Here is a 14,937-nt window from a genome sequence, read left to right as displayed (position 1 = left end):
GCGGTGCCCGGCTCCGTCGCGACGCCGGCCGGCGCGAGCCGGCCGGCGTCGGCGGGAGTACCGGGCGATCGCCGGGGTGTGCGCGTCGCCCGACCCGTGGTCGGAGACGTCACTCGGCGTCCAGGTCAGACCTCGAGGACCTGGCGGCCGTTGTAGGTGCCGCAGACGGAGCAGGCGGCGTGCGGCAGCTTCGCGGACTTGCACTGCGGGCAGGCCACGGTCGCGACCGCCGCGGCCTTCCAGTTCGCCCGGCGGGACCGGGTGTTGCTGCGCGACATCTTGCGCTTGGGGACGGCCACGGTTCTTACTCCTCTGTACGGGTCAGTTGCGACAGGCCCGCCCAACGCGGGTCGATCTGCTGGTGGCTGTGATCGGCCGGCAGATCGTCCAGGTGCACCCCACAGTCGGGGCACAGGCCCGGGCAGTCCTGGCGGCAGAGCGGGTTGGTCGGCAGCGCGAGCACCACCGCGTCCCGCACCGCCGGTTCCAGGTCGATCAGATCTCCCTGCATCCGGCCGACCTCGTCATCCTCGGTGGTGACGTCCGTGGTGCTGTTCTCGTACGCGTACAGCTCCTGGATCGTCACCGACACCGAGTCGTTGATCTCGCGCAGGCAGCGCCCGCACTCGCCCCGGACCGGACCGCTGACGGTCCCCGAGACGAGCACGCCCTCGGACACCGACTCCGTCCGCAGATCGAGGTCGAGGTCCGCGCCCTCCGGCACGCCGATCAACTCCACGCCGAGGTCCGCCGGTGCCGGGACCACCCGTTTGACGGTACGCAACGCACCAGGCCGGCGCGGTAGCTCCCTCGTGTCGAGGACCAGCGGCGACCTGGGGTCGAGTGAAATGGGTGAATTCTTGGGCATAGTCAGACTCCGGCCGGTGAGAGGCCGACAAACGAGGTTACCTGCACCGGCGGCCCACCGTCGAACCGGGGCCGGCCTGGGCTACCCCGGCGTCGGCGGGATGCCATCGGCGGCACCGGCCGGGACGGGCTGGCCGCCGGGCCGCGTCAGCGACAGGCTCGGCGGCGGTACGCCCGCACCGGCGGGTACCGACCGTGGGGTCAGAAGGGCAGTGGGCGCTCCGCCTCGTCACCGCCGAAGGTGCCGATCTCGCGCAGCGCGTGCATCTTGTCCCGGCCGCGTTCGATGGAGGCCAGCGCCCGGGTGAGGAACTGCTCGAAGTTGGCCAGGGCGGTGTCGACGTAGTCGTCGACCTCCTCGCGCAGGCGCTGCGCCTCGGCACGCGCCTCGGCGATGATCCGGGCACCCTCGTGCTCGGCGGAGACCGTGATCTCGTTCACCGAGACCAGGCGGGCGTGTTCCGCCTCACCCTCGCTGATGATCCGGTCCGCCTCCCGCTTGCCCGCCTCCATGATCTTGTCCCGCTCCTCCAGCAGGGCAGCGGCGCGACGCAGGTCGGCGGGCAGCTCGGCACGCAGCTCGTCCAGGGCCGCGATCATCTCGCCCCGATCGACCATGCAGTTGTTGCGCGACATGGGCACGGAGCGCGCCTGCTCCACCATGGCGATCATTTCGTCGATGCGGTCGAGCGGGTCCACCGGTACCTCACTCCTGTCGTTCGTCGGGCCGACCTACATCATGCGGGCTGCGGCCAAGTTCCCGCTTCATCCAATGATGTCGTCCCGGCACCCGCACGACACCCCACCCCCTCTCCCGGCGCGTCGCGCGCGACCCCGTCCGGCACCCGTGTCCCGGGTGGCGCGCGACGCCGAGGGCCGCCGGGTTCTCGGCGGGTACGCGTCAGGTCGGCGGGGTCAGGCGGGCCTTCAACGCCTCACGGACCAGGTCGGGGACGTGCGGGCTGACGTCGCCGCCCCACTTGGCCACGTCCTTGACCAGGCTGGAGGAGAGGAAGGAGTAGAGCGGGTTGGTCGGCATGAACAACGTCTCGACCCCGGCGAGGCCGATGTTCATCTGGGCCATCTGCAACTCGTAGTCGAAGTCGCTGACCGCCCGGATGCCCTTGATCAACACCGTCGCCCGCTGGGTCCGGCAGAAGTCCACCAGCAGCCCGCGGAACGACTCCACGCGCACGTTGTCGTAGGAGGCGGTCACCTCGCGGAGCATCTCGATCCGCTCCTCGACAGTGAACACGCCCGTTTTCGACTGGTTGATGAGCACACCGACGATCACCTCGTCGAACAGCCGGCTGGCCCGACCGATGATGTCGAGGTGACCGTTGGTGACCGGGTCGAACGAGCCGGGACACACCGCACGTCTCATGATCGGCGACCGTACCAAAGGGTGGTCTCGCCGTACCGGCGACTGCGCAGGCCAGTGACGCCCTCCACCCACTCGACCGGGTTGCCGCGACTGGAGCGCTCGACCACCAGCAGGGCGTCCGGCGCGAGCCAGCCGCCGTCGACCAGACCGGCGAGCATCGCGGTGACGCCGTCGTCCGGCAGCGCGTACGGCGGGTCGGCGAAGACCACGTCGTACGGGTCGCCCTCCGGCCCGCCGGCCAGCACGGTGGCGACCTTACCGGCGACCAGTCGCGCCGCGGGCCCGGCCCGCAGCACCGCGATGTTCTCCCGGATCACCCGCGCGGCACGCGCGTCCGACTCGACCAGCAACACGTGGGCGGCACCCCGGGACAGCGCCTCCAGGCCGACCGCGCCGGAACCGGCGTACAGGTCGGCGAAGCGCACCCCGTCCAGGTCGACCTCCGCCTGCACCGCGCTGAACAGCGCCTCCCGTACCCGGTCCGAGGTCGGCCGGGTGCCGGCACCCGGCGGCGCGGCGATCCGCCGGCCACCGAGGCTCCCGGCCACGATCCGGGTCACCCTTCGCTCCTGCTCATGCCCCTGACGCTACGCGAGGACGCGATGACCGTGGCGACGAGTACGCGGCTCTGGACACCCGTCGACCGTCCGATCCGGACGCGAACAGCCCTCGATCCATCACCCGCCGTATATCAATGATCTCGCATTCATAACATCATCCTTAGCCCCCGCTGAGGACTGTCCCGTTCCACACGATCTCGCTAGGGTCTGCCCCGGTGCCGGCCACATATCATCGCCGGCCATCGACACGGGTGGCACCTTCCTCCGGCGCGGCAGCCTCCGCCGGCGCCGTCCGTCCACCTGTGCCGACCCCGACGCTTCTTCACCCCGGGAGTACGCGTGATCCGACCCAAGCTGTCGCTCCGGCGACCGCTGGCTGTCCTGGCAGCCGCCCTCATCGGCATGACCGGAGCAGCGGCTGTGGCCACCCCGGCCGCCGCCCACCACACCACCATCACCGCCACCGCCGTCTGCGACCAGCTCAGTGGCGAGCGGGTGATCACGTGGAAGGTGGTCAACAGCGAGCGCAGGACCGCCGCCACCATCAAGAAGGTGACGGCCTCCCCCTCGACGAAGGTCCAGGTGCTCGTGCCGGGCGCCGAGGCCGTCGACCTGCAGGGCGTGGCGATCCCACGAGGCGGCTTCGTCGAGGCCGTGCAGCGGGTGCCGGGCGACACCGCGACCGCCGAGCTCGTCGTCGAGGGCCGCTGGGACAACCGGCGGGAGCAGACCAACAAGGGCAGCATCAACCTGGCCGCCGACGCTGCGTGCGCCCCCGCGCCCAAGTGCGTCGCCGCCAGCGACGCCAAGTACAGCCACACGTTCGACGGCCCCAAGGGCACCGCGACCGTGAAGCTGGAGGGCGACCTGCCGCTCTGCGGTGACGCGAAGCAGTACTTCACGCTGGTGTCGTACTTCGCGCCGCGCCCGCAGTTCGCCACCCCGCAGTACGTCTACGGCACGCCGGCCAGCGACTTCCTCGGCGGCACCCAGACCGAGATCGAACTGAACGTCGGTGTCCCGGAGTGCCACACCCAGGTCGACCTGATCTGGGGCGGCCTGGACGAGGTCATCGACCCGCTGGTCGAGAACGGCAAGCGCTACGGCAACAAGAAGCTCGGCGAGAAGGGTGCCCCCGGCAACCGCTCGTCCGGCCCGCCCGGCTGGTACAACGGCGGCAACAAGAACTGCACCACCCCGGCCTCCACCTTCGCCTCGTCCTGCGACGGCACGGTGACCGTCTCGCTGAGCAACGACGGTTCGCTCTCCCGCTACGCCGTCGAGTTCGAGGTACGCGGCGAGAACGGCTGGTCCAAGAAGGTCACCGTCGAGCCGGGCAAGGCCGACAACGAGACCGTGGTGCCCGCCGAGAACGCCGGCAAGATCGAGGTCCTCGTCGACGGTGCGGTCATCGAGGGCGGCACCTACACGTGGCAGCGCCCCGAGGACTGCCCGCTGCCGACCGTCACCACCGACGCCGACTGCGAGACCTTCGCGCTGACCGCCTCGAACCCGGAGGGTGGCGTGCCGGTCAAGGTGGAGTTCACCTACGGCGACAAGACCGAGACCCGGACCGTCGCGCCGGGCACCTCGGAGAAGGTCACCTTCAAGGCCGGTGACGAGGAGACCGCGCTGGTCGTCCTGCCCGAACTCGACCTGGAGCTCGAGGTCGTCTACGCCCCCGAGGACTGCGGCGGTGGCGGTGGCGGCGAGGAGCCCCCGGGCCTGCCGGTGACCGGTGCGGCGGCCGGCGGCATCGCCGCGGGCGCGATCGCCCTGCTGGCGGTCGGCGCGGTGCTGTTCGTGATGGCCCGGCGGCGTCGGATCCACTTCACCGCCTGAGCCGAGTCTGAGGGGCCCCTCCCGCGACTGAGGCGGGACCCCGACGAGGTGTGAGTCCCGAGGGCGCGTCGACCACCCGGTCGGCGCGCCCTCGGCGTAGGCGCCCCTGCCCGGTCCCGGCACACGTCGCGGCCCGGTGATGGTGCTCGATCCAGGATCGAGTGCTTTCCAGCCGCGCCGAGGCCACTCGATCCCTGATCGAGCGTGATCAGCGCAGGCGTGTGGCGCGGGCGTGCAGCGCGGGAGTTCAGCCCTTTTCGAGGTACTCGGCGCGGTCCTCGTCGACCAGGGCGGCGACCGACGCGGCCAGGGCCGGGTGCCGGGCCAGGTCGGGGTCCTCCTCGACCATCTCGATCGCCTCCGTCCGCGCGTCCCGGATCAGGTCCGCGTCACGCAGCAGCGACAACAGCCGCAGGTGCGAACGGCGGCCGGACTGCGTCGCGCCCAGCACATCGCCCTCCCGCCGCTGCTCCAGGTCGAGTTCCGCGAGCTTGAAACCGTCCGTGGTCGAGGCGACCGCGTCCAACCGCTCCCGGGCGCTGCTGCCCTCGGTCGCCTCGCTGACCAGCAGGCAGAGCCCGGGTGCGCTGCCCCGGCCCACCCGTCCCCGGAGCTGGTGCAACTGGGAGACGCCGAACCGGTCGGCGTCCAGCACCACCATCATCGTCGCGTTGGGCACGTTCACCCCGACCTCGACCACGGTCGTGGCCACCAGGACGTCCAGCTCCCCGGCGGCGAAGGACCGCATCACCGCGTCCTTCTCGTCGGCGGGCAGTCGACCGTGCAGGACGCCGATGCGTACCCCGTGCAGTGGTCCCTCGGCCAGCAGCGGGGCGACCTCGGTCACCGCCAGCGGCGGACGGCGGCCGTTGTCGTCCAGCTCCGGCGGCTCCTCCTCGCCGCCGGACTTCGCGTCCGCCTCCCCGATCCGCGGACACACCACGTACGCCTGATGCCCCTTGCCGACCTCCTCGCGCAGTCGACGCCAGGCCCGGTCGAGGAAGGCGGGCTTCTCGGCGGCCGGCACCACGTGCGAGGCGATCGGCGAGCGGCCCTGCGGAAGCTGGGACAGCGTGGAGATCTCCAGGTCGCCGTAGACCGTCATGGCCACCGTCCGAGGGATCGGCGTGGCGGTCATCACCAGCACGTGCGGCGGTTGGTCGGCCTTGGCCCGCAGCGCGTCCCGCTGCTCGACGCCGAACCGGTGCTGCTCGTCGACCACCACCAGGCCCAGGTCGGCGAAGTCGACACCCTCGTAGAGCAGGGCGTGGGTGCCGAGCACGATGCCCGCCGCCCCGCTGGCGACCTCGGCCAGCGCCCGCCGTCGCGCCGCCGCGCCCAGCGAGCCGGTGACCAGTTCCACCCGGGTGGCGTGCTCGGCGGCACCGAGCTGACCCGCCTGCGCCAGCGGGCCGAGCAGGTCGAGCATGCCCCGGTGGTGCTGGGCGGCGAGCACCTCCGTCGGGGCCAGCAGCGCGGCCTGTCCACCGGCGTCCACCACCTGGAGCATGGCCCGCAGCGCCACCACCGTCTTGCCGGAACCGACCTCGCCCTGCAACAGGCGGTGCATCGGGTGGTTCGTCGCCAGGTCGGCCGCGATCTCCACGCCGACGTCGCGCTGACCACCGGTGAGGTCGTACGGCAGCCGGGCGTCGAACGCGTCGAGCAGCCCGCCCTGCCGCGCCGGGCGGGACCGGGCCGGCCAGGCGGCGGCCTGCTGCTTGCGGCGTACCAGGGTCAACTGCACGGCGAACGCCTCGTCCCACTTCAACCGGCGTCGGGCCCGGTACAGGTCGTCGCGGCTGGACGGCCGGTGGATCTCCCGCAGGGCGGTGCCGAGGCCGATCAGGTTGCGGGTGGCCCGCACGGTGGCGGGCAGCGGGTCCTCCGGCGGCTCGACCGTGTCCAGCACCACCCGTACGCAGCGGGCGATCACCCAGGTCGGTACGGCGGCAGCCGCCGGGTAGACCGGGATCAGCGCACCGGCGAACTCCTCCACCTGCTCGTTGGCCGCGGCCTCCCCGTCGGTCTGGTCGCCGAGCAGCACGTACTCCGGTCCGTTGAGCTGCCGCTTGCCACGGAACTCGGTGACCTTGCCGGCGAACATGCCCCACCGCCCCGGGCGCAGCTCCCGTTCCCGCCACGCCTGGTTGCCGAAGAAGGTGAGGGTGAGCGTGCCGCCGGAACCGTCGCCGACAATCACCTCCAGCAGGTTGCCCCGGCGCTGGCGCATCGGACGGACCGCGGTGCGCTGCACCTGGGCCAGCACGGTGACCTGCTCGCCGACGTCGAGCGCGCGGATGTCGGTGTGCTCGCCGCGCTCGTCGTACCGGCGCGGGAAGTGGTAGAGCAGGTCCCCGGCGGTGTGCAGGTCGAGGTGACCGGCGAGCGCCTTGGCGGTCCGGTCACCGACGAGCTTCTTGAGCGGCGTGTCCACGGTGGACGCGTCCGAGGTCATTCGACACCTACCAACAGGGGAAAACGCGGCTGTCCGCCCGGATACGTGTGCACCTCCACGAAGGGCCACCGGCCGACGATGTGCGTACGCACCGCCTCGGCCAGCCCGTCCGGCGCGTCCGCGCCGACGAGCAGGGTGACCAGTTCGCCGCCGCCGCCGAGCATCCGGTCGACCAGGGCGACGCTGGTCTCCACCAGATCGGTGCCGATCAGGTGGACCTCTCCCTCGACCAGGGCGAGTACGTCACCGGCCCGGCACGGACCGGCGACGGTGAGCGCGTCCCGTCCGGCCCGGCACACCTCCGCGTGCCGGCAGGCCCCGGCGGCCTCGGCCATCGCGATCACGTCGTCCTCGAAGCGACGGGCCGGGTCACGGACGGCGAGCGCGGCGAGCGCCTGCACCGGCGACCGGGTGGGCACCACGCTGACCTTCACGCCCGACCGGTGCGCCCGGACGGCGACCTGGTTCGCCACCGCCTGCGCGTTCGGGTCGTTGGGCAGCACCACGACCCGCGCCGCCCCGGTCGCCCGGACCGCGTCGAGCAGTTCGCCGGTCGACGGGTTGCCGGGCACCACCACCGCCCCCTCCCCGGCCAGCAGCTCGGCGATGCCCGGTCCGGCGGCCACCACCACGGCACCCCGACCGTCCGGCGCCGGGCCCGGCGCGGCTGCCCGGACCGCGTCGTGCGCCGAGACCGGTTCGGCGGCCAGGGTCGCGCCGGGCACCGGAGTCGCGCCGGGCGCCGGGGTGTGGTCGAGGGCTGCGGCGGCGGCGGAGGCCGGGGTCGCCTCGGGGGCCCGTTGGTCGGCGAAGCGGGTCACCGAGATCTGATATGGGCGACCGGCCACCACGCCCGCCTCGATCGCCGCCCCGATGTCGTCGACGTGCACGTGCACCTGCCAGGTGCCACCGGTCGGGCTGCCGTCCCCCACCACCACCAGCGAGTCGCCGAGCGCGGCCAACTCGGCGCGCATCCGGCGGACCGCCTCGGGCTCGGCGTCGAGGAGGAACTGCACCTCGTAGGCGTACCCGGTGGACGTGCTCTCCCCTGCGGCGACCGACGGCACCGGCCGGGCGGTCGGCGTGCCCGCCACCGGGCGCTCCCCGGTGACCACCTCGACCAACGCGTCCAACAGCAGGCAGAGCCCCCGCCCACCGGCGTCGACCACTCCGGCGCGGGCCAGCGCCGGCAGTTGCTCGGGCGTACGCGCCAGGGCCGTCGCCGCGCCGGACGCGGCGGCCCGCGTCACCCGGGGCAGCTCGCCGTCGGCGGCCCGCTCGGCCGCGTCGGCGGCGGCGGACGCCACGGTCAGCAGGGTGCCCTCCGCCGGCCGGGCCACCGCCGCGTACGCCGCGTCGCTCGCCGCGCGCAGGGCGACGGCCAGTTCCCGGCCGCGCACCTCGGGGACGGGGCCCAGCGCGTCGGCGAGGCCGCGCAGGATCTGCGACAGGATCACGCCGGAGTTCCCCCGGGCCCCGAGCAGGGCGCCCCGGGCCAGCAACCGCAGGGCGTGCCCGTGCGCGGTCGAGGTGCCGTCCGCACCGGTGTCGAGGTCCATCGTCAGGGCCTGCTGGGCCGAGGTGAGGGTGAGCACCAGGTTGGTGCCGGTGTCACCGTCGGGCACCGGATAGACGTTCAGGTCGTCGATCTCCCGCTGGTGCCGCTTGAGCGTGGCCAGCCCGCTGGCACACCAGCGGCGCACGGCGGCGGCATCGAGGGTGTCCAGCACGGTGGAAGCCTACTGGCGTAGGCTGACAGTCGCCGGGCGTGTCACGTCGCGGTCGGGATCTCCGTGCCGACCCACCCGCACCGTCGGGCCGCCGCCCTGCGGGCGAGTCTGCCGGATCCCGGCCGGCCGCTCCCGACGCCGTCGAGGGCGGCCGACGGTGCCCGCCGGGGGCGATTGGGCAGCCCGATCAACCATCGGGTACCCTGGCCAGGTTGCCCGGGCAGCACCTGCCGGCGACCTCATGAACGTTTCAAACCCAGGAGTATCCCGTGGCTAGCGTGTGCGACGTCTGTGGCAAGGGACCGGGCTTCGGCCACAACGTGTCCCACTCGCACCGGCGGACCAACCGCCGCTGGAACCCGAACATCCAGTCGGTGCGTACCCCCGCCGGTGGCGGCACGACCAAGAAGCTGAAGGTCTGCACGTCCTGCATCAAGGCGGGCAAGGTCGCCCGCGCCTGACGCGGGATCACACTGTCGTTCGATGCCGGTGGGCCGATGGCCCACCGGCATCGTCGTGTCCGCGCCCGGAAGACGCGCGTCGCACGGTGTAAGGAAGGGTCCCCTGCTATACACCAGGCGTTAGCAGGGGACCCTTCCTTACAAAGCAACCGTCAGAGTGTGCGGCCGAACGACAGGCAGCCGGGCGCGTCGGCGTAGAACCCGAAGTTGGGAATCCGCTCGTAGCCGGCACCGGTGTACATCGCGATCGCCTCGGGCTGCCGGTCGCCGCACTCCAGGATGAGCCGCTTGCGGCCGTGCTCGCGGGCCGAGCGCTCGATGGCCGCGAGCACGGTCCGGGCCACCCCTCGACCACGGGCCTGCGGCGCGGTGTACATCCGCTTCAACTCGGCGGTGTCGCCCTGGTCGCCGTGGCTGCGCCAGCCGCCGCAGCCGACCGGCTGCCCGTCCAGGTGAGCGACCAGGAACGCCCCGGCCGGAGAGACGAACTCGGCGGGGTCGACCGGGGTCTCGTCGCCGCTGCCGCCGTACCGGGCGCCCAGGTCGGCCAGTGCGGCGGTGATCAACCGCTGCGCGACCGGGGAGTCGAAGGGCACCACGTGGATCTCGATCTGCTGCACAGGTAAAGGGTACGACCCCTCCTGCCCCTTACCGGGCGGGGTCACCGGAAGTGATCCCAGCCGCCCGGACCGTCGAACGGCCGCCCGTCCACGGTCACCCCGGAACCCTCCCCCACCAGGCCGACCACCCGCCACTCGGCGGGCAGCGCCGTGGTCGGCGGGAAGGTCGCCACCAGGGCGTGGTCGTCACCACCGGCCAGCAACCAGGCGTACGGGTCGACGCCGAGCGCCTGGGCGGCGTCCCGCATCTGCGGCGGCACCTCGAAGGCGTCCCGGGTGAGGTCGACACTCACCCCGCTGGCCCTCGCCACGTGCCCGAGGTCGGCGAGCAACCCGTCCGAGACGTCGATCATCGCGGTGGCGCCGAGCCGGGCGGCCTGCGGTCCGGCCGGATAGGGCACCTCCGGCCGCCGGTACGCCTCGACGAGCAGCCGGGGCGTCCGGAACCCTCGGGAGAGCACGGTGAACCCGGCCGCCGCGTACCCGGTGCGGCCGGCCAGGGCGACGACGTCCCCGGACCGCGCGCCGCCCCGGGTCACCGGGGCACGGCCGCCCAGGTCGCCGAGGGCGGTGACCGCGATGGTCAGGGTGGGGCTGGCCGACATGTCCCCGCCCACCACGCTGGCGCCGACCTCGGCCGCCTCGGCACCGAGCCCGTCGGCGAGCTGCTCGACCCAGCCGGTGTCCGCGTCGGCGGGTACGCAGAGCGCCACCAGCAGCGCGGTAGGGTCGGCGCCCATCGCCACCACATCCGCGAGGTTCGCCGCCGCCGCCCGGCGCCCGATGTCGTACGCGCCGGACCAGTCCCGGCGGAAGTGCCGCCCCTCCACCAGGACGTCCGTGGAGGCGACCACCCGGGCGTCGGGCGCGGCGACCACCGCCGCGTCGTCACCGGGGCCGAGCAGCACCGTGTCGCCGTACGACAGGCGGGAGGTCACCCGGTCGATCAGTCCGAACTCGCCGACACCCGCCACGCTCACGCCACTGCTCCGTCACGCCCCGTGCCGACACGGGACGTCGTCGCGTGGAGCCGCTCCGCTCGCTCGCTCACTGCTTCTCCTTGGCCACCGATAGGGATCACCCCTGGTCCGTAAGGTACTTTCTCCCTTCGGGCCGCTTGACGGCGGCGACGGAGGGAGGTCGAGCGTGGTACAGGCGTACATCCTCATCCAGACAGAGGTCGGTCGGGCACGTGACGTGGCCGGTCTCATCGCGGATCTCGCCGGTGTGGTCCGGGTCGACGCCGTCACCGGGCCGTACGACGTGGTCGTGCTCACCGAGGCCAACACCGTCGATGAGCTGGGCAAGCTCATCGTCAGCAATGTGCAGATGGTGCCGGGCATCACCCGCACCCTGACCTGTTCGGTGGTGCGACTGTAAGTGGACGAGACCACCGAGAAGGCGGCCGACGGCGACCGCGCCGAGGACGCGGAGAAGCCCGACCGGACCACCCGCTCCGCCGCGCTGATCGCCACCGCCGTGGCGCTGCCGGTGGCGTTGCTGGTGGGCGCGGTCGCCTGGGCCAACCTGCCGTCGAGTGAGCCGACCGCCGCGCCCACGGCGTCGCCGAGCACGGCCGATCCCCGGTCCACCGCCCCGGTCGAGATGGCCGCCCCGGAGCTGGCCGAACGACCGACCGTGGTGTGTCGTGCCCTGCTCTCACAGTTGCCGGACACCGTCCGTGACCTGCCGCAGCGGCCGGTATCGGCCGGTCCCGAGCAGAACGCCGCGTACGGCGACCCGGCGCTGACGGTGGCCTGCGGCGCCGACCGGCCCGCCCTGGCCCGCGACGCGCACCTCTACCTGGTCAACTCGGTCTGCTGGTATGCGGTGGAGGGCCCGGACGCGACGGAGCTGACCACGGTCGACCGGGAGACGGAGGTGACCCTGCGGGTGCCGCACTTCTACGGCGAGGCGTTGCAGTGGGCCGCCCCGATCTCCGAGACCGTCGTCGAGTCGATCCCGTCGGCCGACACGAAGCCCACCGGCTGCACCGCCTGACCCACCCGTCGGCGGCGGGCCGCCGACGGGGGCGGGCCCCGCCTCGCCGGTGGGACTCAGTACTGCCCGGGTCCCCGGGTGAGCGCGGTGCGGATCAGCCGGTCGACCAGCTTCGGGTACTCCAGGCCGGCCGCCGCCCACATCCGGGGGAACATCGACGTCGGCGTGAAGCCGGGCATCGTGTTGATCTCGTTGAGGTAGACGTCCAGTTCCGGGGTGACGAAGAAGTCGGCCCGGGCCAGTCCGGCGCAGTCCAGCGCGTCGAAGGCCCGGACGGCGTAGTCGCGCACCTCTCGGGTGACCCGGTCGGGCAGGTCGGCGGGGAGGTCGTACTCGCAGGCGGACTCCGCGTCGATGTACTTGGCCTCGAAGTCGTAGAACTCGTAGTCACCGACCACCCGCACCTCGGCGAGCACGGACGCCTCCGGCGTCCCGCCGGCCTCGCCCTCCAGCACGCCGCATTCGATCTCCCGACCGACGATGGCGCCCTCGACCAGCACCTTGTTGTCGATCTCGCGAGCGAAGGCGATCGCCGCCTCCAGGTCGGCCCAGTCGCTGACCTTGCTGACGCCGAACGACGATCCGGCCCGGGAGGGCTTGACGAAGACCGGCAGACCGAGCCGCTCCTTGTCCGCCTCGCTGAGCGTCATCCCGCTGCGCAGCACCGCGTACGGGACGACCGGGATGCCCTCGGCGGCGCAGAGCTTCTTGGTGAACTCCTTGTCCATGGCGGCGGCCGAGGCGAACACCTTCGCCCCGACGTACGGGATGCCGGCCATCTCCAGCATGCCCTGGATGGTGCCGTCCTCGCCGTAGGAGCCGTGCAGCACCGGGAAGACCACGTCCACATCGGCCAGCGCGCGGGTCCCCTCGGCCGGGTCGAGCACCAGCAGGCCGCTGCCGGTCGGGTCGGCGCGCAGCACGACGTCCACACCGGACGCGGCGGTGATCTCCGGCAGCCGACGCGCGGTGATCGCCATCTGGGCGGGGTCGCCGTTGGTCAGCACCCACTGCCCGGCCCGGGTGATGCCCACCGGCACCACCTCGAACTCGTCGGGGTCCAGCGCGGCGAGCACGCTCCCGGCGCTGACACAGGAGATGCCGTGTTCCGGACTGCGGCCGCCGAAGACGATCGCCACGCGGGTCTTGCCTGGGGTGGTCACTGCGGTCACCTTTCCGGGACGCACTGCTGGCGCTCTCCCGGATGACCTTACTGTGGGTGGCGGCGACGGGTGACCGATACCCGACGGGAACGCGGGATGGCCGCATTCGGTCAACGCATCATATACGGTGCGTTACCGGGCCAGGTCAACCGACCAGTTCCCGCTCGCCGAACGCGTGCCGCCGACCGATGGCGATCACCTTGACCCGCTGACGACCCGCGCGCACCATGCCCAGGGCCATGAACGCGCCGGCGATCCGGTCCGCCGCCTCCCGGCTGCTCGCCCCGACGACCTGACGTCGGCGCTCCGGGGCGACCCGCTCGTTGCGTCCGTCCATCTCGTACGGACGGACGTCGGTCAGGACTACCAGGAAACGTGTCATCGCCGGCCGCCGAGGCGCTCGGCGCACACCCGCTGACCAGTTCGCACGTCGATTCCCTTCCGGTGGCCGACAACTGGCGCGGCACGCGGCGGTCGGGTACGGGGGAATAACCCGACCGCCGCGCGCCCCATCCCCTCCGGTCGCTCACCACCACCGTCGCCACGACAACCGGCGGTGAGGACGCACTAACAGACTGACAGGTCCATGGGCGTGAATGCAACTCTCACCGACGTTCTCTCATGTACAGAGTCCCAAATACGTGCGACCATCAATGCATGGCACCGAAGACCGCTCGCGCTCGCCGGTTGGGCCTCGCGCTGCGCCACCACCGGGAAGCCGCCGGCCTCACGTTGGAGGCCGCGGCCGACGAGATCAACAGCACCCGGAGCACGCTCTCCCGCTACGAGAACGCGCAGACACTGGTCAGCCCCGCCACCGTGCGGGCGCTGCTCACCCTCTACGGCGTCAAGGCCGAGGACGTCGCCGCCGCGGTCGCGCTGGCCAAGGACGCGCGCAAGCCGGGCTGGTGGGTCTCGTACTCGTACCTGCTCGACCGGCGCACCATCGACTTCATCGCGTTGGAGGCCGAGGCCACCGGCATCGCCAACTTCGAGCCGTCGGTGATGCCGGGTCTGTTGCAGACCGCCGACTACATCCGCGCGGTGATGCGGGGCGGACCGCACACGCTCAGCGACAACGACGTCGAGGAGCGGGTCCACCTGCGGCTCGACCGGCAACAGCGGGTCTTCGAGCAGGATCCGCCGATCTTCGACGCGATTCTCGACGAGGCGGCGCTGCTACGCCCGGTCGGCGACGAGTCGGCCATGCAGGGGCAGCTCAACCATCTGCTCAAGATGAGCGATCTGCCGAACATCACGGTGCAGGTGATCCCACTGGTCGCCGGCTACCACCGGGGCACCCGAGGGTCGTTGCACATCCTCGAGTTCGCCGACCCGGAGGACCCGATCATCGCCTCGGTGGAGACCGTCGCCGGCCAGATGATCCTGGATCGGCCCGGTGACCTGCGCACCTGCACCAAGATCATGGAACACCTGCGGACCGTCGCGCTCAGCCCGGCGGACAGCCGCGACCTACTCCTGAAGACCCTGAAGGGACGGTAAGAGGATGACACCGACGACCAACACCGTGGTGGCCGTGGCCGGGTGGCGCAAGAGCAGCCACAGCGGCGACGAGGGAGCCTGCGTGGAGGTGGCGGTCGTGCCCGGGACGGTGGCCGTACGCGACTCCAAGGACCCGGACGGCCCGCTGCTGCACTTCCCGCCGACCGCCTGGACCGCCTTCGCCCAGTCGCCCCCGACCCGCTGAACCGGGTCCGCACCCCCTGAGCCGTACCACCACACCCAGGACCGCTGACCGGGCCGGTAAGGGCACCGCCGGCCCGGTCAGCCCCGGCTCGGATGCCCACGTCCTTCCCCGCCGGTGCTACCTTCACGGCCGACGTTGCCGCC

At 72.3% G+C, this 14,937-nt stretch carries 17 protein-coding genes; 6 read left to right on the top strand and 11 right to left on the bottom strand.

The window, feature by feature from the left end; all coding sequences use genetic code 11:
* Window positions 1–125 precede the first annotated feature (125 nt).
* The 5 genes from rpmF to rsmD form a co-directional block, all read right to left on the bottom strand.
* Complete coding sequence (gene rpmF, locus ACQVFL_RS06915; RefSeq protein ID WP_091435485.1) at window positions 126–299, bottom strand: 50S ribosomal protein L32; 174 nt, start codon at window positions 297–299, stop codon at window positions 126–128.
* Window positions 300–304: 5 nt separating this feature from the next.
* Window positions 305–868, bottom strand: a complete 564-nt coding sequence (locus ACQVFL_RS06910; RefSeq protein ID WP_396691744.1) for a YceD family protein — start codon at window positions 866–868, stop codon at window positions 305–307.
* Window positions 869–1,068: 200 nt separating this feature from the next.
* The gene (locus ACQVFL_RS06905) at window positions 1,069–1,566 is read right to left on the bottom strand and encodes a hypothetical protein (protein WP_131054984.1); all 498 of its coding nucleotides are present in this window, start codon (window positions 1,564–1,566) and stop codon (window positions 1,069–1,071) included.
* A gap of 202 nt (window positions 1,567–1,768) precedes the next feature.
* Complete coding sequence (coaD, locus tag ACQVFL_RS06900) at window positions 1,769–2,251, bottom strand: pantetheine-phosphate adenylyltransferase (protein WP_396691745.1); 483 nt, start codon at window positions 2,249–2,251, stop codon at window positions 1,769–1,771.
* On the bottom strand, window positions 2,248–2,811 hold the full coding sequence (gene rsmD, locus ACQVFL_RS06895; RefSeq protein ID WP_396691746.1) for a 16S rRNA (guanine(966)-N(2))-methyltransferase RsmD: 564 nt from the start codon (window positions 2,809–2,811) through the stop codon (window positions 2,248–2,250). The genes coaD and rsmD overlap by 4 nt, the downstream gene beginning before the upstream one ends.
* A 339-nt stretch (window positions 2,812–3,150) precedes the next feature.
* On the opposite strand from rsmD, the gene ACQVFL_RS06890 reads away from it, so the two are divergent.
* Window positions 3,151–4,653, top strand: a complete 1,503-nt coding sequence (locus tag ACQVFL_RS06890; protein WP_396691747.1) for a cell wall anchor protein — start codon at window positions 3,151–3,153, stop codon at window positions 4,651–4,653.
* Window positions 4,654–4,900: 247 nt separating this feature from the next.
* Here ACQVFL_RS06890 and recG read toward each other — a convergent pair whose 3' ends face one another.
* Window positions 4,901–7,111, bottom strand: a complete 2,211-nt coding sequence (gene recG, locus ACQVFL_RS06885; protein WP_431728975.1) for an ATP-dependent DNA helicase RecG — start codon at window positions 7,109–7,111, stop codon at window positions 4,901–4,903.
* Window positions 7,108–8,814 (bottom strand): DAK2 domain-containing protein, encoded by a 1,707-nt coding sequence (locus ACQVFL_RS06880; RefSeq protein ID WP_431729783.1) that lies wholly within the window; start codon window positions 8,812–8,814, stop codon window positions 7,108–7,110. The genes recG and ACQVFL_RS06880 overlap by 4 nt, the downstream gene beginning before the upstream one ends.
* 296 nt (window positions 8,815–9,110) lie before the next feature.
* Between ACQVFL_RS06880 and rpmB the strand changes: the two genes are divergently transcribed.
* Window positions 9,111–9,302, top strand: a complete 192-nt coding sequence (rpmB, locus tag ACQVFL_RS06875; RefSeq protein ID WP_093401721.1) for a 50S ribosomal protein L28 — start codon at window positions 9,111–9,113, stop codon at window positions 9,300–9,302.
* Between the two features lie 152 nt (window positions 9,303–9,454).
* Here rpmB and ACQVFL_RS06870 read toward each other — a convergent pair whose 3' ends face one another.
* A complete protein-coding gene (locus tag ACQVFL_RS06870) occupies window positions 9,455–9,922 on the bottom strand; it encodes a GNAT family N-acetyltransferase (RefSeq protein WP_431728974.1) in 468 nt (155 codons plus the stop codon).
* Between the two features lie 41 nt (window positions 9,923–9,963).
* Complete coding sequence (locus ACQVFL_RS06865) at window positions 9,964–10,902, bottom strand: thiamine-phosphate kinase (RefSeq protein WP_396691751.1); 939 nt, start codon at window positions 10,900–10,902, stop codon at window positions 9,964–9,966.
* Window positions 10,903–11,068: 166 nt separating this feature from the next.
* Between ACQVFL_RS06865 and ACQVFL_RS06860 the strand changes: the two genes are divergently transcribed.
* Together ACQVFL_RS06860 and ACQVFL_RS06855 are read left to right on the top strand one after the other, a co-directional pair.
* Complete coding sequence (locus ACQVFL_RS06860) at window positions 11,069–11,302, top strand: Lrp/AsnC ligand binding domain-containing protein (protein ID WP_088646044.1); 234 nt, start codon at window positions 11,069–11,071, stop codon at window positions 11,300–11,302.
* Window positions 11,303–11,923, top strand: coding sequence for a DUF3515 domain-containing protein (locus ACQVFL_RS06855; protein WP_431728973.1), 621 nt, complete (start codon window positions 11,303–11,305; stop codon window positions 11,921–11,923). It begins immediately after the preceding gene.
* 56 nt (window positions 11,924–11,979) lie between these two features.
* Here ACQVFL_RS06855 and ACQVFL_RS06850 read toward each other — a convergent pair whose 3' ends face one another.
* Both ACQVFL_RS06850 and ACQVFL_RS06845 read right to left on the bottom strand, forming a co-directional pair.
* Window positions 11,980–13,086, bottom strand: a complete 1,107-nt coding sequence (locus ACQVFL_RS06850; RefSeq protein WP_396691753.1) for a D-alanine--D-alanine ligase family protein — start codon at window positions 13,084–13,086, stop codon at window positions 11,980–11,982.
* A 145-nt stretch (window positions 13,087–13,231) separates the two neighbouring features.
* Window positions 13,232–13,468 (bottom strand): hypothetical protein, encoded by a 237-nt coding sequence (locus tag ACQVFL_RS06845; protein WP_350693618.1) that lies wholly within the window; start codon window positions 13,466–13,468, stop codon window positions 13,232–13,234.
* A 275-nt stretch (window positions 13,469–13,743) separates the two neighbouring features.
* On the opposite strand from ACQVFL_RS06845, the gene ACQVFL_RS06840 reads away from it, so the two are divergent.
* Together ACQVFL_RS06840 and ACQVFL_RS06835 are read left to right on the top strand one after the other, a co-directional pair.
* Entirely contained in the window at window positions 13,744–14,589 is an 846-nt protein-coding gene (locus tag ACQVFL_RS06840; protein ID WP_396691754.1) for a helix-turn-helix domain-containing protein, read from the top strand.
* A 4-nt stretch (window positions 14,590–14,593) separates the two neighbouring features.
* On the top strand, window positions 14,594–14,794 hold the full coding sequence (locus tag ACQVFL_RS06835) for a DUF397 domain-containing protein (RefSeq protein WP_396691755.1): 201 nt from the start codon (window positions 14,594–14,596) through the stop codon (window positions 14,792–14,794).
* Window positions 14,795–14,937: the final 143 nt, after the last annotated feature.

Origin of the sequence: Verrucosispora sp. TAA-831 (assembly GCF_050780145.1) — a bacterium.
In the GTDB taxonomy this organism is placed as follows: Bacteria; Actinomycetota; Actinomycetes; order Mycobacteriales; family Micromonosporaceae; genus Micromonospora.
Note: the sequence above shows the minus strand (reverse complement) of the source record. Positions and strands in the feature narration are given on the sequence as shown.

Excerpts from the sequence above, each read along its gene's own strand:
- ACQVFL_RS06910 (WP_396691744.1), bottom strand. The coding sequence starts at position 868 with ATGCCCAAGAATTCACCCATTTCACTCGACCCCAGGTCGCCGCTGGTC.
- coaD (WP_396691745.1), bottom strand. The coding sequence starts at position 2,251 with ATGAGACGTGCGGTGTGTCCCGGCTCGTTCGACCCGGTCACCAACGGT.
- recG (WP_431728975.1), bottom strand. The coding sequence starts at position 7,111 with ATGACCTCGGACGCGTCCACCGTGGACACGCCGCTCAAGAAGCTCGTC.
- ACQVFL_RS06845 (WP_350693618.1), bottom strand. The coding sequence starts at position 13,468 with ATGACACGTTTCCTGGTAGTCCTGACCGACGTCCGTCCGTACGAGATG.
- ACQVFL_RS06840 (WP_396691754.1), top strand. The coding sequence starts at position 13,744 with ATGGCACCGAAGACCGCTCGCGCTCGCCGGTTGGGCCTCGCGCTGCGC.
- ACQVFL_RS06835 (WP_396691755.1), top strand. The coding sequence starts at position 14,594 with ATGACACCGACGACCAACACCGTGGTGGCCGTGGCCGGGTGGCGCAAG.